The organism is Streptomyces sp. JLBJ103 (assembly GCF_058215575.1).
Genome location: NZ_CM177089.1, coordinates 6713664 through 6739609 on the forward strand (window position 1 = coordinate 6713664; position 25946 = coordinate 6739609).

The 25946-nt window shown below is 71.1% G+C and carries 2 protein-coding genes (1 of these 2 only partly in view); both read left to right on the forward strand.

Going from position 1 to position 25946, the window contains the following annotated elements; all coding sequences use genetic code 11:
- The gene (locus AC4BEG_RS29665) at nt 1-13032 is read left to right on the forward strand and encodes a type I polyketide synthase (RefSeq protein WP_490702764.1); all 13032 of its coding nucleotides are present in this window, start codon (nt 1-3) and stop codon (nt 13030-13032) included.
- Nucleotides 13029-25946, forward strand: the 5' portion of a protein-coding gene (locus AC4BEG_RS29670) for a type I polyketide synthase (RefSeq protein WP_490702765.1). Its footprint extends 5460 nt past the window's final position; 12918 of the gene's 18378 nt are visible here — the first part of the coding sequence; its start codon is at nt 13029-13031; its stop codon lies off the right edge, out of view. The genes AC4BEG_RS29665 and AC4BEG_RS29670 overlap by 4 nt, the downstream gene beginning before the upstream one ends.

Below are 25946 nucleotides of genomic sequence, written 5' to 3' on the forward strand. Positions count from 1 at the left end.
GTGGATGTCCAGGCCCAAGGTGGCAACATCGCGGTGGTTGGTGCGTCCTGCCGTTTCCCCGGCGCTGATGGGCCTCGGCAACTGTGGCGCCTCCTGGCTGCGGGACGTCATGCGATCACCGAGCGCCCGCCCGGACGTCGTGGCTCGGACAGGACGGTCGCGCCCCCCTGGGGTGGGTTCCTCGACGCCGTCGACGAGTTCGATGCCGAGTTCTTCGGTATTTCCGCCCGCGAGGCGGCGTCCGTCGACCCGCAGCAGCGACTCGTGTTGGAGCTGGGGTGGGAGGCGCTGGAGGACGCGGGGATCGTGCCGGACAGCGTGCGCGGCGGCCGACTCGGTGTCTTCGTGGGTGCCTTCGCCGACGACTACGCCCATCTCGTGCACCGCAACGGTTCCACTACGGCGACTCAGCACACCTACCCCGGCATTGAACGTGCGGTGATCGCCAACCGGCTCTCCCACTTCCTGGATGTGCACGGGCCCAGTGTGGGTATCGACAGCGGTCAATCCTCATCGCTGGTCGCCGTTCACCTGGCCTGCCAGAGTCTGCTCACCGGTGAGTCGGACCTCGCCGTCGCGGGCGGCGTGCAGCTCAACCTGCTGCCGGAGTCCGTGGACATCGCAGACCGTTGGGGGCCACTGTCACCGGACGGCCGTTGCTACACCTTCGACGCTCGCGCGAACGGTTATGTGCCAGGTGAAGGCGGCGGTCTGGTCGTACTCAAGAGGCTCGAGGACGCCCTGGCCGATGGTGACACCCCGCAATGCGTGATTCTCGGGAGCGCGGTGAATCACGGCGGCAACGGTCACGCCCTGACCCAGCCTGATGAGCTCGCACAACGAGACGTCCTGCGCCGCGCTCACGAGCGCGCTCGAATCAGTGCCACACAACTCCAATACGTCGAGTTGCACGGAACGGGAACACCCGCCGGTGACCCTGTGGAGGCCTCGGCGCTCGGTGCCGTTGTCGGCTCTGCCCGGCCGCGAACGCAACCGCTGCCCGTCGGATCGGTCAAGACGAATCTGGGGCATCTGGGGGCAGCCGCGGGGATCGCGGGCCTCATCAAAGTGACGATGTCGATCCGCCACCGCAAACTCCCCGCCAGCCTCAATTTCGAGCTGGCGCACCCGGAGATCGCGCTGGACGAGCTCAATCTTCGAGTGCAGCAGGACCTCGGTTCGTGGGAAGCGCCCGATAGCCCCTTGATCGCCGGCGTCAGTTCTTTCGGAATGGGCGGCACGAACTGTCACCTGGTCATCAGTGATGTCCCGCCCGGCTCGACCGCCTCGCGCAGGAAACCTGAGACCGGTGAAGCGGACTCCGGGCGGTCACCCGCGGTGTTGCCGTTTGTGTTGTCGGGTCGTGGGTCGGGGGCGTTGTGTGGTCAGGCTGCTCGTTTGCGGTCGTTTGTGGTGGAGCGGCCGGATGTGGCGTTGGTGGATGTTGCGTATTCGTTGACGGCTGATCGTGCTGTGCATGGGCATCGGGCGGTTGTGGTTGCGTCGGGGCGGGAGCAGTTGCTGGATCGGCTGGCGGTTGTTGCCGAGGGTGGGGCCGGGGCCGGGGCCGGGTGTGGTGTGGCGGGCCGGGGCCGTGTGGCGGTGGTGTTTACCGGTCAGGGTTCGCAGCGGGTCGGGATGGGCCGGGAGTTGTATCGGCGGTTCCCCGTGTTCGCGGCTGCTTTTGATCAGGTATGTGAGTTGCTGGACCCGATGGTGAGGGCGGCTGTTTTCGGCGAGGACGGTGCTGGGGGCCGTCTGGATTCGACGGAGTTCGCGCAGCCGGCGTTGTTCGCCGTTGAGGTGGCGCTGTTCCGGTTGTTCGGGTCGTGGGGTGTGGTCCCGGATTTTGTGACCGGTCATTCTGTGGGGGAGATCGCCGCGGCTCATGTGTCGGGGGTGCTGTCGCTGGCGGATGCCTGCGCGTTGGTGACCGCGAGGGGTCGGTTGATGCAGGGGCTGGCGCCCGGTGGGGTGATGGTGGCGGTCGCCGCGGGTGAGGACGTGGTGGCGCCGGTGGTGGCTGAGCGGGGCGTCCAGGTGTCGATCGCCGCGGTGAACAGTCCGACGTCGGTGGTGGTGTCGGGGGCCGAGTCCGCGGTCGAGCGGGTCGTGCGGCGGTTGTCGGAGCGGGGTTGCCGGACGAAACGGCTCGTGGTGAGTCATGCGTTCCATTCGCCGTTGATGGAGCCGATGCTGGACGATTTCCGCGCGGTGGTGGCCGGGTTGGCTTTTCAGCCGCCGCATATCGCGACCGTGAATGAGGCGATAGCGGATCCGGAGTATTGGGTGCGGCATGTGCGTGACACGGTTCGGTTCGCCGACAGTGTCACGCAGTTGCATGAGCGGGGTGCGACGCGGTTTGTCGAGCTGGGTCCGGACGCGGTGCTGACCGGGTCGGTGCGGGAATGCTTGGACGGCCAGGACATTACGGCGGTGCCCAGTCTGCGCCACGGTCATGGCGAGGTCGAGTCGGTGCTGGCGGGGCTGGGTGCGTTGTTCACCGCCGGGGTGGCGGTGAACTGGTCGGAGTTGTTTGCCGGGACCGGCGCTCACCACACCGAACTGCCCACCTACGCCTTCCAACGCCAACACTACTGGCTCGACATGCCGCTCGACGACGAGAAGACGTCGGTAGAGACGTCGGCTCTGGTGAGTGAGCTGCGGAGGCTCGGTGAAACCGAGCGCACGTATCGGATGACGGAGCTGGCTCGCGCGCACATCACAGCCACTCTCGGCAGCGGCGTGCTCGGTGAGGGTGCACTCGGTCAGACGTTCAGGGATCTGGGCTTCGATTCCTTGATGTCCGCCGAACTGCGGGACAGGCTCGCGCGCGCCCTGGAGATCACGCTACCGAGTTCGGTGATCTTCGATTACCCCACTCCCGCTGTTCTCATCGAACACTTGCAATCAGTGGTGTTGGGCGCAGATGTCGACGTCGACACCCAGTCTGCGTCGATTGCTGATCCCGATGATCCTGTGGTGATTGTCGGGATGGCTTGCCGTTATCCGGGTGGGGTGGGTTCTCCGGAGGATTTGTGGTCGCTGGTGGTCGAGGGCAGGGAGGGGATTACTGGTTTTCCGGAGTTGCGTGGCTGGGATGTGGAGGGTTTGTATCACGCGGATCCGGATCATCCGGGGACGACGTATGCGCGTGGTGGCGGGTTCTTGCACGACGCGGGTGAGTTCGATGCCGGGTTCTTCGGGATCTCGCCCCGTGAGGCGACGGCGATGGATCCGCAGCAGCGGTTGTTGCTGGAGGTTGCCTGGGAGGCTTTCGAGCGCGCGGGTATCGACGCGGACTCACTGCGCGGCACCCAGACCGGCGTGGTGGTAGGAGCAACACCGCACGGATACGGTGCGGTAGGAACTGACGCCGGCGGATACCTGCTCACCGGTACCACGCCTGGGGTCCTGTCCGGGCGAATCGCGTACCAGTTCGGCTTCGAGGGACCCGCGACAACGGTCGACACGGCCTGTTCGTCATCGTTGGTGGCACTGCACCTGGCGGCGCAGGCGTTGAGATCGGGCGAGTGCTCGCTCGCGCTGGCCGGCGGTGTCGCGGTCATGGGCACTCCGATGATCCTCACGGAGTTCGCGCGGCAGCGTGGATTGTCTCCGGACGGCCGGTGCCGGTCGTTCGGTGCGGGCGCGGACGGCACCGGATGGTCCGAGGGCGTGGGCCTGGTGGTGCTGGAACGGTTGTCCGATGCGCGGCGCAACGGGCACCGGGTGCTCGCGCTGCTGGCGGGTTCGGCCGTGAACCAGGACGGGGCCTCGAACGGACTGACGGCCCCGAACGGACCATCGCAGCAGCGGGTGATCCGGCAGGCGCTGGCCAACGCAGGGCTAACGGCCGCCGATGTCGACGTGGTGGAAGGGCACGGCACGGGTACTCGACTCGGGGACCCGATCGAAGCACAGGCACTACTGGCAACCTACGGGCGGGAGCACACCGACGGCTCACCCCTGTGGCTCGGATCGGTGAAAGCGAACATCGGACACCCGCAGGCGGCGGCAGGCATTGCCGGGGTCATCAAAATGGTGATGGCGCTGCAGCACCAGTTCTTGCCCAGAACCCTGTTCGCCGAGGACCCCTCGACCGAGGTGGATTGGTCTTCCGGTGGGGTGGCGTTGCTGACCCGATCACGGGAATGGCCGGACACCGGCCGACCCCGGCGAGCCGGAGTGTCCTCGTTCGGCATCAGCGGGACGAACGCACACGTCATTCTGCAGCAACCACCGAATGAACCAGCAATGGCCGATCGGCGGCCAACGCCGACAGCTACGCGTGAAGTGCCGGTGTTGCCGTTTGTGTTGTCGGGTCGTGGGTCGGGGGCGTTGTGTGGTCAGGCTGCTCGTTTGCGGTCGTTTGTGGTGGAGCGGCCGGATGTGGCGTTGGTGGATGTTGCGTATTCGTTGACGGCTGATCGTGCTGTGCATGGGCATCGGGCGGTTGTGGTTGCGTCGGGGCGGGAGCAGTTGCTGGATCGGCTGGCGGTTGTTGCCGAGGGTGAGGCCGGGGCCGGGGCCGGGGCCGGGTGTGGTGTGGCGGGCCGGGGCCGTGTGGCGGTGGTGTTTACCGGTCAGGGTTCGCAGCGGGTCGGGATGGGCCGGGAGTTGTATCGGCGGTTCCCCGTGTTCGCGGCTGCTTTTGATCAGGTATGTGAGTTGCTGGACCCGATGGTGAGGGCGGCTGTTTTCGGCGAGGACGGTGCTGGGGGCCGTCTGGATTCGACGGAGTTCGCGCAGCCGGCGTTGTTCGCCGTTGAGGTGGCGCTGTTCCGGTTGTTCGGGTCGTGGGGTGTGGTCCCGGATTTTGTGACCGGTCATTCTGTGGGGGAGATCGCCGCGGCTCATGTGTCGGGGGTGCTGTCGCTGGCGGATGCCTGCGCGTTGGTGACCGCGCGGGGTCGGTTGATGCAGGGGCTGGCGCCCGGTGGGGTGATGGTGGCGGTCGCCGCGGGTGAGGACGTGGTGGCGCCGGTGGTGGCTGAGCGGGGCGTCCAGGTGTCGATCGCCGCGGTGAACAGTCCGACGTCGGTGGTGGTGTCGGGGGCCGAGTCCGCGGTCGAGCGGGTCGTGCGGCGGTTGTCGGAGCGGGGTTGCCGGACGAAACGGCTCGTGGTGAGTCATGCGTTCCATTCGCCGTTGATGGAGCCGATGCTGGACGATTTCCGCGCGGTGGTGGCCGGGTTGGCTTTTCAGCCGCCGCATATCGCGACCGTGAATGAGGCGATAGCGGATCCGGAGTATTGGGTGCGGCATGTGCGTGACACGGTTCGGTTCGCCGACAGTGTCACGCAGTTGCATGAGCGGGGTGCGACGCGGTTTGTCGAGCTGGGTCCGGACGCGGTGCTGACCGGGTCGGTGCGGGAATGCTTGGACGGCCAGGACATTACGGCGGTGCCCAGTCTGCGCCACGGTCATGGCGAGGTCGAGTCGGTGCTGGCGGGGCTGGGTGCGTTGTTCACCGCCGGGGTGGCGGTGAACTGGTCGGAGTTGTTTGCCGGGACCGGCGCTCACCACACCGAACTGCCCACCTACGCCTTCCAACGCCAACACTACTGGCTGGAACCCTCCTCCCTCCCGGACACCGACCTCGCCGCCGTCGGCCTGGAGCCGGTCGATCACCCCTTCCTGCGCGCCGAGATGCCGCTGGGCGATGTCGGCGCGCTCGTACTGACCGGCCGACTGTCCGTGAACCAGCAACCGTGGTTGGCCGACCACGTGGTGCTGGGCACTCCGATCCTTCCCGGAACCGGATTTCTGGCCCTGGCCTTGCACGCCGCGCAGCGAACCGGCGCCGGCCCGGTGGAAGAGCTCGTCGTGCGCGCCCCCCTGGTCGTGCCGGAGCACGGCGACACCCAGCTCCAGGTGGTGATCGATGCGCCGGACGGCACCGGTCGCCGTGCGCTGCGCGTGCTGTCCCGAGTGGGAGACACCGCCGGGAACGGCACCTGGACCCGGCACGCCGAAGGCACCGTTGCCCCACCTGCCGGGCTCTCGCCGGTCGGATCGGCGTCCGGAACCGGCTGGAACGGCGAGGCCGGTCCCGACGCACAGCCGATCGCCATCGCCACCGCATACGCGGAACTCACCCGCCGGGGGTACGACTACGGGCCGGCGTTCCGAGGACTGCAAGCCGTCCGACGCGGCGACGGCGAGGTGTTCGCCGACATCGTCCTGGGCGAGGCGGCGGGACACAGCGGCCCGGTGTTCGACCTGCATCCCGCCCTCCTGGACGCCGCCATCCAGGCCGCGCTGGTGGGCCTGTTCGGGACCGCGGGCGAGACATTGGTGCCGTTCGCGTGGAGTGGTGTCACCGTGCACACCGCGGCCCCGCCGGCCTTGCGGGCCCGCATCTCGAGGACCGGCGCCGACTCGGTGGCCATGATGCTCACCGACCCCGAAGGCAACCCGGTCGCGTCGATCGACTCGCTGGTGCTGCGGCCTGCGCCCGACGCTCCACGCACTCCGTCGACGGATCAGAGCGAGGCGGCGCTGTTCCGGTTGTCGTGGCTGCCGAAGGAGGTCGGCGCCCACCCCGGCACCGGTCACTGGGCGATGGTGGGGGAGGACCCGCACGACCTCGGTGCCGAGCTGGCCGGTGACAGCTCACCGCTCGACCGGTACTCGGATCTCTCCGCGCTGCGGGCCGCGATGGCGGCGGGGACCCCGACGCCGTCCACGGTGATCACCGTGGTTCCCCCGACCGACGTCACGGACGTCGGCGGCGCGCACCGCATCCTGCGACTGGTACAGGACTGGCTGGCCGACGAGACGATGGCCGACGCGCCACTGGTCGTCGTCACCACCGGTGCCGTCGACACGGGGGGCAACGGTCGCATTGATCTCGACAACGCGCCGGTCTGGGGTCTGCTGCGTGCCGCGCAGTCCGAGCACCCCGGCCGCATGGTGCTCGTCGACGTGGCGCCGGGCAGTGAGGGGGCCCGACGGCTCGCCGCCGCGGTAGCCACGGGGGAGCCGCAGCTGGCTCTGTCCGCCAAGGGCGTTCGTGTCCCGCGCCTCACGCGCCTGCCCGTGGATCCCGGCTCGCACCCCGCCGCCGAGAAGCCGATACCCGAGCGCGGAACCGTGCTGCTGACCGGGGCGTTCGGCCGACTCGGCCGGCTGCTCGCGCGGCACCTGGCCACCGAGCATGGAGTGACGAGCATGCTACTGGTCAGCAGGAGCGGCCCCGTCACGCCCGAGGCGCGCGCCTTGGTGGCCGAGCTGACCGCGCTGGGTCTGGACGTGCGAGCCGAAGCCTGCGATGTCGCCGACCGCGCCGAGCTCGCCGCGGTGCTTCGCGGGCTGCCCGCCGATCGCCCCCTCACCACTGTGGTCCACACGGCCGGTGTGCTCGACGACGGCGTGTTCACCGAGCTGAGTCCGCAGCGCCTCGACGCGGTCATGGGTCCGAAGGCGGTGGCGGCGAAGAACCTGCACGAGCTCACCGCCGACATGCCGCTGTCGGCGTTCGTGCTGTACTCCTCCATCTCGGGCCTGATCGGCGCAGCGGGCCAGGCCAACTACGCCGCCGCCAACACCTACCTCGACGCGCTCGCCCACCATCGCGCCCAGTTCGGACTCCCGGCGACGTCGCTGGCGTGGGGACTGTGGGATCAGCAGGGCGGTATGGCGGCGGCGCTCAGCGCCGGCGACCTCAACCGGATGGCTCGCTCCGGAATAGCGACGTTGTCCGAAACCGAGGGGCTCGCACTCTTCGACGCCGCTCTTCGGCGGAGCGAGCCGCTGCTCGTGCCACTGCGGCTGGACACCGCCTCCGCCACGGACGGCGGGAACGTGCACCCGCTGCTCCGCGAACTGATCACGAGCGCGCCGCGCCCGGCTCGCCCAGCGGCCGTACCGGGCCGTCCGGACGGACCGCGCCGTGTCGGCGAGGACGTGACATCCCAGCCTGGGCGACTGCTGGAGTTGGTGCGCGCAGAGGCGGAGCGAGTACTCGGTTACGACGGGCGGGACTCGATCGGTGTCGACCGCACCTTCAAGGAATTCGGACTCGACTCGCTCACCGCCGTCGAGCTGCGCAACCGGCTCAACGTGATCACGGGATCGCGCTTGGGGACCACGGCCGTGTTCGACTACCCGACCCCACGGGCCCTTGCCGACCACTTGTCCGGCGAGCTCACCCCGAGCGGTGAGACAGCGGACACGACCAGTTCGCCGACGAGCGACCCCGATGATCCTGTGGTGATTGTCGGGATGGCTTGCCGTTATCCGGGTGGGGTGGGTTCTCCGGAGGATTTGTGGTCGCTGGTGGTCGAGGGCAGGGAGGGGATTACTGGTTTTCCGGAGTTGCGTGGCTGGGATGTGGAGGGTTTGTATCACGCGGATCCGGATCATCCGGGGACGACGTATGCGCGTGGTGGCGGGTTCTTGCACGACGCGGGTGAGTTCGATGCCGGGTTCTTCGGGATCTCGCCCCGTGAGGCGACGGCGATGGATCCGCAGCAGCGGTTGTTGCTGGAGGTTGCCTGGGAGGCTTTCGAGCGCGCGGGTATCGACGCGGACTCACTGCGCGGCAGCCGGACCGGGGTGTTCTCCGGTGTCATGTACCACGACTACGCGCCGGCAGTGGACCTGGTTCCGGACCAGCTCAGCGGAGCGGTTCTGACCGGTAGCGCGGGCAGCGTGCTCTCGGGGCGGGTGGCGTACCAGTTCGGCCTGGAGGGGCCTGCCGTTTCGGTCGACACCGCGTGCTCGTCGTCACTGGTGACACTCCACCTAGCCGCACAAGCACTGCGGTCGGGCGAGTGCTCGCTCGCGCTGGCCGGCGGGGTCACGGTGATGTCCACCCCGATGACGTTCGTCGACCTGGGTCACCAGCGAGCCTTGTCCCCGGACGGCCGGTGCCGCGCGTTCGGCGCGGGCGCGGACGGCACCGGCTGGGCCGAGGGCGTCGGCCTCGTGGTGCTCGAGCGGTTGTCGGACGCACGCCGACAAGGCCACCAGGTACTCGCGGTGCTCAAGGGCTCCTCGGTGAACTCCGACGGCGCGTCGAACGGCCTGACCGCCCCGAACGGTCCCTCGCAGCAGCGGGTGATCCGCCAGGCGCTGGCCTCGGCTGGTCTGTCCACGTCGGACGTCGATGTGGTCGAAGGGCACGGCACCGGCACGAAGCTCGGCGACCCGATCGAAGCCCAGGCGCTGCTGGCCACCTACGGCCAGGACCGCGAAACCCCGCTGTGGCTGGGTTCGCTGAAGTCGAACATCGGGCACACCCAGGCTGCCGCCGGGGTCGGCGGCGTCATCAAGATGGTCATGGCGATGCGTCACGGCGTCCTGCCGCAGACGTTGCACGCCGAGCAGCCCTCGCCGTTCATCGACTGGTCGCAGGGAGCCGTCGCTCTGCTCGACCGGAACCACGACTGGCCGAGGACCGGTCGGCCCCGCCGTGCCGGCGTTTCTTCGTTCGGTATCAGTGGCACGAACGCGCACGTCATCCTCGAGCAGGCGCCGGAGCAGCCGGCGGCCGGGCAGTCGGACGCCGTGACGCGGCTCGGAGTCTCCGCCTTCCCGGTGTCAGGCCGGGGATTGGCGGCGTTGGCCGGCCAGGCAACCCGGTTGCGGGCCGCGCTGGCTGACTCACCGGACACCGACGTGGCCGGGTTCGGCGCGGCACTGACCAACGGCGGGGGCACGCATTCCCACCGAGCTGTGGTGATCGCGGAGAACCGCCATGAGCTGCTGGCCGGCCTTGACGCGATCGCGGCGGGCCAGTCGGAGAACTCGGCCCTGGTGGTGGCGGGAGCCGGTGAAGCCGACCACGACGGCCCGGTCTTCGTGTTCCCCGGGCAGGGGGGCCAGTGGCTCGGGATGGGCATCGAGCTGTGGAGGAGCAGTTCGACGTTCGCGGAGCTGATGCAGACCTGCGACGAGGCGCTGGCGCCATGGGTCGACTGGGACGGGTTCTCGCTGTGGGACGTGCTCGCCGGGGTGCCAGGTGCGCCGAGCCTCGACCGGGACGACGTCGTCCAGCCGGCGCTGTTCGCGGTCGGGGTCTCATTGTCCCGGCTGTGGGCATCACTCGGCGTTCGACCCTCGGCTGTCGTCGGGCACTCCCAAGGTGAGTTCGCTGCTGCCGTGGCGGCGGAGGCGTTGTCGCTGACCGAAGGCGCACGCGTCGTGTCTCTGCGATCTCGGGTGCTTCGGCGTCTGGCAACGCAAGGCGGCATGGGCTGGGTGAACCGATCGGCAGACGAGGTGTGCGAACGCCTGGCCGATTATCCCGCGCTCGGCGTCGCCGCGGTGAACGGACCGATGTCCACAGTTGTCTCCGGGGCCACCGCCGAGCTCGATCAACTCTTGTCGGTCTGGGAGTCGGAGGGAGCGCGGGTCCGGCGCGTACCGATCAACTACGGGTCGCATTCGGCGGTAGTAGAGGTCATCCGGGCTGAGCTGGCCGACACGCTGGGTGTGGTCGAGTGCTCGCCCGGCACGGTTCCGTTCTACTCGACGGTGACCGGCTCGTTGCTCGACGGCCGGAAGCTCGACGCCGACTACTGGTACCGGAACCTGCGCGAGATGGTGCGTTTCGCGGAGGTGGTTGACCAGCTGCTCAGCGACGGGCATCGATCGTTCCACGAAGTCGGCGCGCACCCGGTACTCGTCAATTCGATACAGGAGGTCGCCGAGGCCAAGGGGACGTCGGTCACGACGGTCGGAACGCTCCGTCGCGGCCACGGCGGCGCGCGGGAATTCCTGCGCAACGCCGCCGAGGCGTTCGTGGGTGGCGTCGACGTGCGGTGGTCCGACCTGTTCCCCTCGGGTCAGCAGCCGGTGCAGCTGCCCACTTACGCCTTCCAGCACACCCATTACTGGATCGAGACGCCGCCCAGCCGCTCGTCTCGTGGCACCGAAGTCGACACCCGGTTCTGGAAGATGGTCGACCAGGGCGACCTCGACGGACTGACCACGGCCCTCGCCCTCTCCGACGACGCCGGCCGATCCTCGCTGGGCACCGTGCTCCCGGCCCTGTCGTCGTGGCGTGAGCGCAGCCGGCAGCAGGCGACGCTGGCCGGCTGGCAGTACCGCGTCGCCTGGCGCCCCACCGAAGGATCGGACCGACCGCTCACCGGCCGTTGGCTGGTCGTGGTGCCGGCGGACATCGCCGAGCCGACGTGGCCCCAGCAGGTCATCGCAGCGCTGAGCGCCCGAGGGGCTCAGGTCAGCCGGGTCGATGTCCCCCGAGCGGCGGATGTCGAGGCGGTCCGTCACGAGCTCGTCACGGCGCTGGACGGCGAACCGGCCGGGGGTATCTTGTCGTTGTTGGCGATTGACACAGCCGAGGACACCGACGCCGTATCCGTGCCGGTCGGCCTGAGCGGCACGCTCGCGTTGGTGCGGTCGGTGAGTGAGCTCGGCTTGTCGACCCCGATCTGGTGCGTGACCCAGGATGCGGTCGCCGTCCGGCCGGGAGACGCCGTTACCCAGCCACGGCAGGCCGCGCTGTGGGGGTTCGCCCGGCATGCGGGGTTGGAGCAACCCGTTTCGTGGGGTGGCGTCGTCGACCTGCCACGCGAGGTCGGCCAAGCGGACCTGGTGGCGCTGGCCGGGGCGCTCGGAGACGGCGAGAGTGAGCTGGCGGTGCGAGGCGGCGCGGTGTTCTGCCGCCGGCTGACCCGGGTCACCGCACCCGCGCTCCGGACGAATCAGCCGCTCGAGCGCAGCGCTCTGGTCACCGGCGGCACCGGCGCTCTCGGGGCGGAGGCGGCGCGCTGGCTCGTCCGGCGCGGTGCGCGACACCTCGTGCTGGCCAGCCGTCGTGGCCCGGCCGCACCCGGCGCAGCCGAGCTGGCCGCCGAGCTGACCGAGCGGGGTGCCTCGGTGTCGGTGGTCGCCTGCGACGTGGCCGATCGGGCGCAGCTCGCCGACCTGCTGGCCAACTGGCCGGTCGAACATCCGCTGACCACGGTCGTGCACACCGCGGGCGTGCTCGACGATGGCATCATCGACCGGCTCACCCCGGAACGCTTCGAGCGGGTGTTCCGCCCGAAGGTGGCCGCCGCGTGGCACTTGCACGAGCTGACGAGAGACCGCGACCTCGTCGACTTCGTCCTGTTCTCGTCGTTCGTCGGCACCGTCGGCCCGGCTGGCCAGGCCAACTACGCCGCCGCGAACAGCTCGTTGGACGCACTGGCCGCGCACCGCAGGGCTCTCGGTCTGACCGGGACTTCCATCGCCTGGGGACTCTGGCAAGGCCCAGGGATCGCCGACCGCGACGGAGTGGAGCACCGGCTGGCGGCCCGCGGCCTGCGCGCGATGGACCCGCGCGGCGCCGTCCAGGCCATGGGCCAGGTGATCGACCGCGATGAGACGGCCGTGGTCGTGGTGGACGTCGAGTGGTCCTCGTTCGCCACCGAGCTCGTCGGCACTCGATCGATGTCGCTCCTCGCCGAGCTGCTCGAGGCGAGGGAGAACGACCCCGAAGGGTCGGCGGACGGAGCGGCCGACACCGGTGTGCGCGAGCGGCTCGTCGGCCTGCCCGCCACCGAGCGGACGTATGCGATCACCGACCTCGTCCGGGCCACGGTGGCGGCCGTGCTGGGACATACCGACGTCAGCTCGGTCGAGTCAGGGCGCAGTTTCCAGGAAACCGGTTTTGACTCGCTCACCGCCTTGCGGCTTCGGAACCGGCTTGGCGTGGCGACCGGCTTGCAGCTACCCGCCACGCTGATCTTCGATTACCCGACGCCCGCCTCTGTCGCGGAGCTGGTGTACGCCGAGCTGTTCGGCGAGGACACCGGGACCCACGGGAGCGAGACCGGTGAGGACGTCGACGACGCAGGGTTGAAGAAGATCATCGACCGCATTCCGATCGCCTCGCTGAGGCAGGCCGGGCTGGTGGACGCCTTGCTCCGGTTGGCTGAGACCGCTCCCGGGGGCGAGCCGGCCGACAGCGCCGGGTCCACGACCGCGATCGACTCGATGGACATGGCTGATCTCATACGCGCCGCATACGGCCAAGCCGACGCGAGCGACCGAGCGGAGGGGCCGACCTCATGACCACCCCGTCCATGAACGAGCTCGTTGACGCGCTGCGCAACGCACTCAAGGAGAACGAGCGAATCCGGCAGCGGCTCGGCGACGTCGAGGCGCAGAACCAGGAGCCGATCGCCATCGTCGGCATGGCCTGCCGCTACCCGGGGGACGCCGACAGCCCCGAAGCCCTGTGGCAGCTCGTGGCCGACGGTACCGACGCGGTGTCCGGCTTCCCGACGGACCGCGGCTGGAACCTGGACGAGCTCTACGACCCCGACCCCCAGAAGGTGGGCCGGACGTACTCCCGGGGCGGCGGTTTCCTGCGGTCGCCGGACCTGTTCGACCACGAGTTCTTCGCCATCCCCCCTCGGGAAGCGACCGTGATGGACCCGCATCAACGGCTGCTCCTGGAGACCTCGTGGGAGGCTTTTGAACGAGCCGGGATCAGCGCCGACGCGGTACGAGGAAGCCAGACCGGCGTGTACGTCGGCGTCAGCTACCAGGACCACATCTCGCTGCGCACCGTGCCGTCGACCTACGAGGGCTACGTGCTGACCGGCAACATCGCCAGCGTCGTCTCCGGACGGCTGTCCTATGCGTTCGGTCTGCAGGGGCCCGCGGTCACCGTGGACACGGCGTGCTCCTCCTCGCTGGTCGCGCTGCACCTGGCCGCCCAGGCGCTGCGCTTGCAGGAGTGCTCGCTCGCCCTGGTCGGCGGGGCGACGATCATGTCGGGCCCGGCTTCGCTGATCGAGTTCGCCCGGCAGCGCGGGATCGCCCCGGACGGCCGGTGCAAGGCCTTCAGTGACGAGGCCGATGGCATGGGCTGGGCGGAAGGCGTCGGCGTGCTCGTGGTCGAGCGGCTGTCCGACGCCCAGCGCAACGGCCACCAGGTGCTGGCCCTCGTGACAGGCTCCGCCCTCAACCAGGACGGCGCCTCCAACGGCCTCACCGCGCCGAACGGCGCGGCTCAGCGCCAGGTGATCCGGGCCGCGCTAGCCAACGCCGGTGTGGCCTCGACCGACATCGACGCGGTCGAGGCGCACGGCACCGGCACCAGGCTGGGCGACCCGATCGAGGCCCGGGCCCTGCTGGACACCTACGGCCGGGAGCGAACGGTGGACACGCCGTTGTGGATCGGATCGCTGAAGTCGAACATCGGACACTCGCAGGCGGCGGCCGGCGTCGGCGGCGTGATCAAGATGGTTTTGGCCATGCGCCACGGGGAGTTGCCCAGGACGCTGCACGCCCAGCGGCCGACCTCCCACGTGGACTGGTCGGCGGGGACGGTCCGGCTGCTCACCGACCAGCGGCAGTGGCCCGACCGGGGCCGTCCCCGGCGTGTCGCGGTGTCGTCGTTCGGGATCAGCGGGACCAACGCGCACGTCATCCTGGAGCAGGCTCCCGATGACCCGGTCGAGGCCGCGTCCGTGCCGACGGGGCGGGCCCGCACCGGTCCGTGGCCGTTCGTGGTGACCGGCCGGGGCGCCGCCGCGCTGCGCGGTCAGGCCGAGGAGCTGCGCTCCTTCGTCGAGCGCCACCCGGAGCTGGAGTCGGCCGACGTCGGACGAAGCCTGGTCACCACCCGCGCCGTGCTGGCTGACCGTGCCGTGGTGGTCGCCGAGGACAGGGCGGCCCTGCTGGCCGGTCTGTCCGCACTGGCCGCCGGCACGGACAGTCCCGCGGTGCACGTCGATCGGGCGAGGGAAGGCCGCCTGGCGATGGTCTTCACCGGCCAGGGTGCCCAGCGCGCCGGAATGGGGCGAGAGCTGGCGGCGCGGTACCCGGTGTTCGACGCGGCGCTGGACGAGGTCTGCGGAGTGGTCGACGAGCTGCTGGGCCGATCGCTGCGTGAGCTGATGTGGGAGGGTGGTCCACTGCTGGACCGCACCGAATTCGCCCAGCCGGCGCTGTTCTGCTTCGAGGTCGCACTGTTCCGGCTCGTCCAGTCGTGGGGCATCCGGCCCGAGTTCGTCGCCGGTCACTCGATCGGCGAGATCAGTGCCGCGCACGTGGCCGGCGTGCTGTCCCTTGCCGACGCCGGTCGCATGGTCGTGGCGCGCGGCCGGTTGATGCAGGCGCTGCCCGACGGCGGTGCCATGGTCGCGGTGAACGCCGCCCCGGATGTGGTGGCCCCGCTGGTCGCGGCCGCGGACGGGGTGTCCGTGGCCGCGGTGAACAGCCCTGACTCGGTCGTGGTGTCCGGTGCGGAGGAACCGGTGGCAGAGGTCGTGGCCCAGTTGGCCGCGGCCGGGTACCGGACCCGTCGGCTCACGACCAGCCACGCGTTCCACTCGCCACTGATGGACCCGGTGCTCGAGGACTTCCGGGCCGTCGTCGCCGGACTCACCTTCGGCGCGCCCGACATCCCGGTGGTGTCCACCCTCACCGGTGCCCTGGCCGATGCGGCCACGCTCGGCGAGCCCGAGTACTGGGTCCGGCAGGCACGCGAGCAGGTGCGTTTCGCCGACGGGGTGGCCACCCTGCACGAGCGAGGTGTCACCCGCTTTTTGGAGCTGGGACCGGACGCGGTGCTCTCGGCCATGGTCCGGGAATGCCTGTCCACCGACCGGCGGGTGACGGCGGTGGCCGCGTCCCGCCGTGACCGGCCCGAGGCCGTTGCCCTGCTCGACGCGGTCGCTCGCCTCTTCACCGGCGGCGGCGAGGTGAGCTGGGCGGCGCTGTTCCCCGACGAGAGCCGGCGGGTCGACCTGCCGACCTACGCCTTCCAGAGGCATCGGCACTGGCTGCCGCGCGACGGCTCCGTCGCCCCGGCTCCCTCGGACCCACCTTCGGCCGCCACGCCCGAGCCGAGCACCGACGCCCGGGTCACGGACGTGCTGGCCGTCGTGGACCAGCGTCGCGTCGTGAACGATCTGTTGCGGACCTCGGTCGCCTTGGTGCTTGGCCTCGACTCGCCGGCCGATGTCGACCTCGAGAGCACTTTCCAGGACCTGGGCTTCAGCTCGCTCGCGGCGGTGGAGCTGCGGGATCGGCTGAACGCGGCGCTCGATCTCGGGCTGGCCGGCACCGTGGCCTTCGACTACCCCACCCCCGCGGCCCTTGCGTCGTACCTGGTCGGACTGGTGACCGACGCGACTGACGAGGAACCCGGCACGGCCGTCCCCCTTGCCGCGTTCGCCGACGACCCGATCGTCGTGGTCGGCATGGCCTGCCGCTACCCGGGTGGGGTCGGCTCGCCGGAGCAGCTGTGGGAGCTGGTGGACGGCGGGCGCGACGCGGTGTCGGGGCTGCCGACCGACCGAGGCTGGGACCTCGACACCTTGCTGCACCCGGATTCGATGCGTCAGGGCGCCACCCACGTGCGTGGCGGTGGCTTCCTCGACGACGTGGCGCAGTTCGACGCGCGGTTCTTCGGGATCTCGCCGCGCGAGGCGGCCTCGATGGACCCGCAGCAGCGGCTGTTGCTGGAACTGACCTGGGAAGCGTTGGAGCGGGCCGGGATCGACCCGAAGTCGGTGCGGGGCAGCCAGACCGGTGTGTTCGCCGGCACCAGTGACCAGGACTACGCGGACCTGCTCCGCGGCAGCGCCGAGCTGGCCGACGGTTACCTGCTCACCGGGACTTCCGCCGCGGTGCTCGCCGGGCGGGTCTCCTACCAGTTCGGCCTGGAGGGGCCGGCGTTGACGGTCGACACGGCCTGCTCGTCCTCGCTGGTGGCGATGCACCTGGCCGCGCAGGCGCTGCGTTCCGGGGAGTGCGCGCTGGCACTGGCCGGCGGGGCCACCGTCATGGCGACCCCGGTCGACCTGCAGGAGTTCGACAAGCAAGGGCTGTCCGCCGACGGTCGTTGCAAGGCGTTCGGCGCGGGCGCCGATGGGACCGGTTTCGCCGAGGGCGCCGGCCTGTTGGTGCTGGAGCGGCTCTCCGATGCCCGCCGGAACGGCCACTCCGTGCTGGCCGTGCTCCGTGGCTCGGCGATCAACCAGGACGGTGCCTCCAACGGCCTCACCGCGCCCAACGGCCTTGCCCAGCAGCGGGTCCTTCGACAGGCACTGGCCAACGCCGGCGTGCGCCCCGACGAGGTGGACGCGGTGGACGGGCACGGCACCGGCACGGTGCTCGGCGACCCCATCGAGATCAAGGCGCTGCAGGTCGTGTACGGCCGGCACCGAGGGGAGGGTGAGCCCCTCTGGCTGGGCTCGCTCAAGTCCAACATCGGCCACTCCCAGGCAGCGGCCGGGGTCGGCAGCGTCATCAAGATGATCACGGCGATCCGGCACGGTGTGCTGCCGAAGACCCTGCACGTGGACCGGCGCTCGGAGCACGTCGACTGGGAGAGCGGAACGGTCCGGCTGCTCGGCGACGCCCGGCCGTGGCCGACGACCGGGCGTCCCCGACGGGCAGCGGTGTCGTCGTTCGGGGCGAGCGGGACCAACGCGCACGTCATCATGGAGCAGGCTCCGGACACTGAACCCGAGGTCGAACCGGCGGATCGGTCCCACGCGCCGCAGGTGCTGCCGCTGCTGCTCAGCGGCCGCGGCGAAGCCGCGCTGCGTGGTCAGGCGGTGCGGTTGCGCGAGCACCTCCTGACACTCGGGGCCACCGGCCCGGCGGAGCTGGCCGACGTGGCGTTCTCACTGGCCAGCACCCGCTCCTCGCTGGATCACCGGGCCGTGGTGCTCGGCGCTGACCTCACCGAACTCCTGTCCGGGCTGGATGACCTGGTGGCAGGCACCACCCCGGTCACCGGACCCGTCAGCTCCGGCAACACCGATCCGGTGTTCGTGTTCCCGGGGCAGGGCGGGCAGTACGTCGGGATGGCCCTGCGGCTGTGGGACTCCTCGCCGGTCTTCGCCGCGTCCATGGCGGAGTGCGAGGCGGCGCTCGCGCCGTACGTGGATTGGCACGGCCACACCCTGCGCGATCTTCTGGCCGGCGCGGACGGCGTGGACCTCGAGCACGCCGAGCAGGTCCAGCCGATGCTGTTCGCGGTCATGGTCTCGCTCGCCCGGTTGTGGATCTCCCGAGGGGTGGTGCCCTCCGCGATCATCGCGCACTCCGTGGGAGAGGTCGCGGCCGCGCACATCGCCGGCATCCTCACCCTCGCCGACGCGGCCCGGGTCCTGACCGCGCGGGCGCGCGTGTCCGGCCAGGTGACCGGGTACGCCACGCTCTGGGTCGGGCTGCCGGTCGAGCAGGTGCGCGACCAGGTCGCACGGCTGACCGACGTGCACGTCAGCGCGATCAACGGTCCGCGATCGGTCGTCGTGACCGGTCCGCTCGACCGAGTCGCCGCGCTGCGGGCCGAGTACGAGGCCGCCGGTGTCCGCGCGCGTCCCATCCCGATGGACTACCCGACGCACTCCCCGGACATGGCGGTGGTCGAGGACGAGCTCCTCGCGCTCCTGAGCGACATCCGCCCGGCCACCGCCTCGGTGCCGTACTACTCCACGACGTTCGCCCGCCGGGTGGAGGGCGACGAGCTCGACGGCCGGTACTGGTTCACCAACCTCGTGCAGCCGGTACGGTTCCACGACACCGCCGCCGTGCTGCTGGCCGACGGGTACCGCGTGCTGCTGGAGGTGGCCCCGCACCCGCTGCTGGCTCCCGCGATCGAGGAGACCGCCGAGGAGCGCGGCGTCGAGGCGACCGTGCTGACGACCCTCCGCCGCGGCGAGAGCGACCCGGAGATGTTCCTGCGATCGGTGGCTGCCGCGTGGCGGGCCGGGCTCACCGTGGACTGGTCCGCGGCCTTCGCCGGCACCGGGGCGCGGCGGGTCGACCTGCCGACCTACGCCTTCCAGCGGCAGCGCTACTGGCCGACTGCGTCGGCGTCCGCGCCCGGCGACCTGGCCGCCAGCGGCCTCGAACAGGTCGATCACCCTCTGCTCGGGGCGAAAATGACTCTGGCGGGTGACGCCGGCTTCCTGTTCACCAGCCGGCTCTCGCCGCACGCTCACCCGTGGCTCGTCGACCACGCGCTTTTCGATCGACCGCTGCTGCCCGGTACGGCGTTCCTCGAGCTGGCGATCCGCGCAGCCGATGAGGCGGGCCTCGGCGGGCTGGAGGAGCTGACCATCGAGGCGCCGCTGATCCTGCCGAGCCAGCACGACGTGCTGGTCCAAGTGCTCGTCGGGGCTCTCGACGGCGACGGCCGCCGCACCGTCGAGGTCTACTCCCAGTCGGCGGAACCCGGCGAGGCCGTGGGTGCCTCGTGGACGCGGCACGCGTGGGGGAGCGCGGTGCCCGGCGACAGTCCGGAGCCGGCGCCGTGGCCGACAGACGTGACCTGGCCGCCGACCGGGGCAACCGAACTGGACGTCGCCGGATCGTACGAGCGGCTCAGCGCGCTCGGTTACCACTACGGCTCCGCCTTCACCGGGCTGCGCCGGGCCTGGCGGATGGGTGACCAGGTCTTCGCCGAGGCGGAGCTGCCCGAGGGACTCGCGGCCGATGCGGTGCGTTTCGGCCTGCACCCGGCCCTGATGGACACCGGTCAGCACAGCCTGGCGTTGGACCAGCTCGACTCGCGGGGGGCTGACCCGGACAACCCCGGCGTGCGAGCGCCGTTCTTGTGGTCCGGGGTGCGGCTGCTCGCCTCGGGCGCCGCGGCACTGCGGCTCGTGTTCTCCCCGACGGGGCCATCCTCGTGGTCGGTGGACGGGTTCGACAGCACCGGTCGCCCGGTACTGAGGGTGGACTCACTGGTCGCCCGGGAGGTTTCCGCCGAGCAACTGCGCGACGTCGACACCGCACACCGCGACGCGCTGTTCGGGCTCGGCTGGGTGCAGTGCGGACCGGCCGAGGCCGGTTCGGGGGCGAGCGTCGAAGGACCGATCGGCTGGGTGGTGCCGTCCGATCCGGCGCAGGCCGCGCCGTCGGAGGACGGGCACACGGTCGATGCGTGGTTCCACCCCGACCTGGCCGCGCTCGGCTCGGCGGTGGACGGTGGCGCGCCGCTGCCCGAGCTGGTGGTGCTGCGCGTTCCCGGCCGCCGGGCACCCGAGTCGACGGTCGACTCGGTGCACACCGCGGTGAACGGCACGTTGCGGGTGCTGCAGGACTGGCTCGCCGATGCCCGGTGGGAGCGGTCGCGACTGGTCGTGGTGACCGACGGCGGACTCGTGGGTGCGGCGGTCGGTGGTCTGGTGCGCTCCGCACAGTCGGAGAACCCGGAGCGGGTGGTTCTCGTCGAGCAGGCGTTCGCCGATCCGGAGCCGGCCGGGGCGCGGTCGGTGGAGGCGCTCGCCCGCGCCGCGGTCGAATCGGGTGAGCCGGAGGTGTCGGTTCGCGACGGACGGCTGTGGTCGCCCCGCCTGAACAGGGTCGCCGCCGAGGCGCTCCCGGAGCCCGCCGGGCCGGCGCCGGACGAGCGGTCTTCGGTGTGGGGCACGGGGACCGTGCTGCTGACCGGGGCGTCCGGCGTGTTGGCCGGGTTGGTGGCCGAGCACCTCGTGGCCGAGTGCGGGGTGCGACGGCTGGTGCTGGTGTCGCGGCGGGGTCCGGCCGCTCCGCGTGCCGATGAGCTGGTCGAGCGGCTGACCGAGGCGGGTGCCTCGGTGCGGATGGTCGCGTGTGACCTCGCCGTTCGCCAAGAGGTGATGGACCTCGTCGGCTCGGTGCCGCCGGAGTTCCCGCTCAGCGCCGTGGTGCACTGCGCGGGTGTGCTCGACGACGCGACCGTGGGTTCACTGACCCCCGACCGGGTCGATGCGGTGCTGCGGCCCAAGGTGGACGGTGCCTGGCACCTGCACGAGGCCACCCAGGACGCCGAGCTGTCGGCGTTCGTGCTGTTCTCCTCGGCCGCGTCGGCGTTCGGCGCCGCCGGCCAGGCGAACTACGCGGCGGCCAACGCGTTCTGCGACGAGCTGGCCGAGCACCGGCGGACACTCGGCCTACCGGCGGTGTCGATCGCCTGGGGGTGGTGGGCCGAGGCCAGTGGGATGGGCAGCCACCTCGGAACCCAGGACCGGGCCCGGATGGCCCGCACCGGCATCCGCCCGGTGGACAACGACTTCGGTCTCACCCTGTTCGACGCGGCCGCCCGCCGACAGGGCCGGGTCATCGCCGCCCCGTTCGACCTCGCCGGCCTGTCCACCGCGGCCACGGTCCCGGGACTGCTGCGCGGGCTGGTGCGCCGTCCGGCGCGGCGGGTCGTCGAACCCCACCTGGCCGGAGGGGCCGGACCTCGCGAGGGCCTGGCGGCACTGGAGCCAGCCGAGCGCGACCAGGTCGTCGCCGAGCTGGTGCGCACCCATGCCGCGGCCGTGCTCGGGCACTCCGCAAGCAACGCCATCGACGACCGGCAGCCCTTCACCGCTCTGGGGTTCGACTCACTGACCGCGGTGGAGCTGCGCAACCGGCTCAACACGGCCACCGGGCTGCGGTTGCCGGCCACACTGATCTTCGACTACCCCTCCCCGGCCGCCCTGATCGAGTTCGTGCGGGGCGAGATCGGCGGCGAGGCGGCCGCCCCGGCCCGGCCGGCCGTCAGCGCGACCGCGGCCAGGACCGGAGACGACCCGATCGCGATCGTGGGCATGGCCTGCCGCTTCCCGGGTGGGGTGAGTTCGCCCGACGAGCTCTGGGACGTCGTCGCCGAGGGCCGGGACGTGATCGGCGCCTTCCCCACCGACCGGGGCTGGAACCTGGCCGAGCTCTACCACCCGGACCCCGATCATCCCGGGACCACCTACACCCGTGAGGGGGGCTTCCTGCACGACGCCGACCAGTTCGACCCCGAGTTCTTCGGCATCTCGCCGCGCGAGGCAATCACGATCGACCCGCAGCAGCGGCTGTTGCTGGAAACGGCCTGGGAGTCCCTCGAGAACGCGGGCATCGATCCCACCTCGCTGCGTGGCGGCCCGACCGGCGTGTTCGTCGGGCTGATGTACCACGACTACGGCTCGCGGCTGCACACCAAGCCCGAGGAGCTCGAGGGCTACCTGGGCAACGGCAGCGCCGGGAGCATCGCGTCGGGCCGGGTCGCCTATGAGTTCGGCTTCGAGGGCCCCGCTGTGACGGTGGACACGGCGTGCTCGTCATCGCTGGTCAGCATGCACTTGGCGGCGCAGGCGCTGCGGTCGGGGGAGTGCTCGCTCGCGCTGGCCGGCGGCGTGACGGTGATGGCGACGCCCGACCTGTACGTGGAGTACAGCCGGCTGCGCGCGAACGCTGCGGACGGTCGGTGCCGGGCGTACGGCGCGGACGCGGACGGCACCGGCTGGTCCGAAGGCGCGGGCCTGGTAGTACTGGAGCGGCTGTCCGACGCGCGGCGCAACGGACACCAGGTGCTGGCACTGCTGGCCGGCTCGGCGCTGAACCAGGACGGCGCGTCGAACGGGCTGACCGCCCCCAACGGTCCGTCCCAGCAACGGGTGATCCGCCAGGCCCTGGCCAGCGCCGGGTTGTCCGCCTCCGACGTGGACGTCGTCGAGGGACACGGCACGGGGACCCGGCTGGGCGATCCGATCGAGGCCCAGGCGTTGCTGGCCACCTACGGCAGCGAGCACACCAAGGACGCGCCGCTCTGGCTGGGGTCGATCAAGTCGAACATCGGTCACACCCAGGCGGCGGCGGGCATCGCCGGCACGATCAAGATGATCATGGCGATGCGGCACGGGATCATGCCCAAGACCCTGTTCGCGGAGACCCCGTCGCCGCAGGTCGACTGGTCGTCGGGCGCGATCGCGCTGCTCGACCGGGCTCGGGAGTGGCCGGATCGTGGCCGGCCCCGCCGGGTGGGGGTGTCCTCCTTCGGCGTCAGCGGGACCAACGCACACGTCATCCTGGAACAGCCCCCGGCCGAGTTCACCGCCCCGGCCCCGCCTCCCGCGGCGACCCTGCCGGTGTGGCCGCTCGTGCTGACGGCTCGCGGGCCTGCGGCCCTGCGGGGTCAGGCGGATCGACTGTGCTCCTCCCTGCGCGACCGGTCCGACGTGGCGTTGGCGGACGTCGCCTACTCCCTGGTGGCCGACCGGGCCGGCCACGACCACCGGGCGGTACTGCTCGCCTCCGACCGCGCGCAGGCCCTGGAGCGGTTGGCGGAGTACGCGCACGGGGGCGACGGAGCCGGGGCCGTCGCCGATGTGGCCCGGCGGGGCCCGCTGGCGATGGTGTGCACCGGTCAGGGCGCGCAGCACCCCGGCATGGGCTCGGAACTGCACCGGCAGTTCCCGGTCTTCGCGGCCGCGTTGGACCAGGCGTGCGATCAGCTGGATCCTGCCGTCCGGGCGGCCATCCTCGGCGACGGGGAGAATCGGCTCGACGCCACGGAGATCGCCCAACCGGCGCTCTTCGCGGTCGAGGTCGCGCTGTTCCGGCTGTTCGAGTCCTGGGGTGTCCGGCCGGACTTCCTCACCGGTCATTCGGTGGGCGAGATCGCGGCTGCGCACGTCGCCGGCGTGCTGTCGCTGCCGGATGCGTGCCGGCTGGTGTCGGAGCGTGGCCGGCTGATGGCGCGGCTCGACCCGGGCGGTGTGATGGTCTCGGTGACCGCCGGCGAGCAGGTGGTCACCCCGCTGGTCGCGCAGTACGCCGAATCGGTGTCGATCGCGGCGGTCAACACCCCCGGTTCGGTGGTGCTCTCGGGGCTCGAGCCGGCCGTCACCGAGATCGTGCGGCGCCTGACCGAGGACGGATACCGCACGAAACAGCTCGTCGTCAGCCATGCGTTCCATTCGCCGCTCATGGACCCGATGCTCGACGAGTTCCGCGCCCTGGTCCATGGCCTGGCATTCCAGCCGCCCCGCATTCCGATGGTGGGCGGCGAGGAGGTGACGGACCCGGAGTACTGGGTGCGGCACGTGCGAGACACGGTGCGGTTCGCCGACACGGTGTCCGAACTGCACGGCGCCGGCGTCACCCGGTTCCTCGAGATCGGCCCCGACGCGCCGTTGACCGGCGCGATCCGCGAGTGTCTCGTCGAGCCGGACGTCGTCGCAGTCCCCAGCCTGCGTCGGCACCGCGACGAAGCCGACACGGTGCTCACCGCACTCGGCACGTTGTTCGCCGCCGGAGTGGAGGTCGACTGGCCGGCCCTGTTCGACGGCACCGGAGCTCGGCACACCCCGCTTCCCACGTACGCGTTCCAGCACCAGCGGTACTGGCTCGACATCCCCGAGCCGCCGGCCGATCTCGCCGCGGTGGGCCTCGACCCGCTCGACCATCCACTGCTGTTGGCCGGCGTGGAGTTCGCCGACGGCGAGGCCGTGCTGCTGACCGGCCGGCTGGCGCCGCAGACCCAGCCTTGGCTGGGGGAGCACGTGCTGTTCGAGCAGGCCCTGCTACCCGGCACCGCCTTCGTGGACGTGGCGCTGCGGGCGGCCGAGCAGGTCGGCTGCACCGTGCTCGACGAGCTGATGATCGAGGCGCCCCTGCTGATCGCTGCGGCGGGCTCGGTCGCGCTGCAGATTCTGGTGGAAGCGGCCGACGAGGGGGGCCGTCGGAAGATCACGATCTCCGCCCGCCCCGACGGCGACGCCGACGACACCCCCTGGACACGGCACGCCACCGGAACGGTGTCCGGCACGGGGAGCCTGCCGGAACCCGATCCGCTCACCGAATGGCCGCCGCGGGGAGCCGACGTCGTCGACGTCGACGACGCGTACGACCTGTTCGCCGAGGCGGGCCACGACTACGGGCCGACGTTCCAGGGGCTGGTGGCCTGCTGGCGGCGCGGTGCGGAGCTCTACACCGAGGTGGCGTTGCCGCCGAGCGGGACCGACGCCGAGCGCTTCGGCGTTCACCCGGCGTTGCTGGATGCCGGTCTGCACGGCGGCGTGCTCCGGGCCCTCACCTCCGACACCCCCCAGGGTCTGGTGCCGTTCTCCTGGGCCGGAGCGCGGCTGTTCGCCTCGGGCGCCACCGCGCTGCGCATCCGGGTCCGACCGGTGGCCACCGACACGGTCGCCCTGGACGCCTTCGACGACACCGGCGCTCCCGTCTTCAGTGTGGCGGCGCTGTCCTCACGCTCGGTGTCCGCCGACCAGCTCCGCGCCGCCGCGTCCCGCGACGACTCGCTGTTCGAGATCAGTTGGGTCGAGTGTGGCCGGGTCGACGACATCGCGCCCCGCTCCGAGGCCACCGTGCTGGATGGCCCGCTCAAGCTCGCGGAGCTGATGTCCGGGCGGGACGAGGTAGCCGAGGTTCCGGCCCTCGTGGCGGTGTCGGTACCGGGGCAGGGGCTCGCCGTCACCGCCGACGTCCACGCGGCGGTGAACAGCGTGCTGCGCTCGGTGCAGACGTGGCTGGCCGATCCCGCCTGGGAGTCCTCGCGGCTGGTGGTGGTGACGACCGACAGCCTGACCGGCGCGGCCGTGCGGGGCCTGCTGCGCTCGGCACAGTCGGAGAACCCCGACCGCATTGTCCTCGTCGAGGGTGGCGCCGACGCGACCACCACCGCGGCGCTGCACGCGGCCGTGGAATCGGGTGAGCCGGAGGTCTCGGTGCGCGGCGGCGTGCTCCGGGCCCGGCGGCTGGCCCGCCTGGGAACCACCGACCCCGTGCAAGCCACCTCGTGGTCGGCTGGAACCGTACTGATCACCGGTGCCTCGGGTGCGCTCGCAGGGCACGTGGCTCGATACCTCGTCACCGACCACCACGTGCGACATGTGTTGCTGACCTCCCGACAGGGCGACAACTCGCCCCGGACCGTCCGGCTTGCTGCCGAGCTGGCGGAGCTCGGCGCCGCGGTGCGCGTCGTCGCCTGCGATGTCGCCGACGGCGGGCAGGTCGCGGCCCTGGTGCGCTCGGTGGAGCCCGAGTTCCCGCTCACCGCGGTGCTGCACTGCGCCGGAGTGCTGGACGACGGCGTGTTCGACTCCCTGACCACCGACCGGGTCGACGCGGTGCTGGCCCCCAAGGTCGACGGTGCCTGGCACCTGCACGAACTGACCCGGGAGCTGGACCTCTCCGCGTTCGTGCTGTTCTCCTCCTCCGCCACGGCCTTCGGAGCACCGGGCCAGGCCAACTAC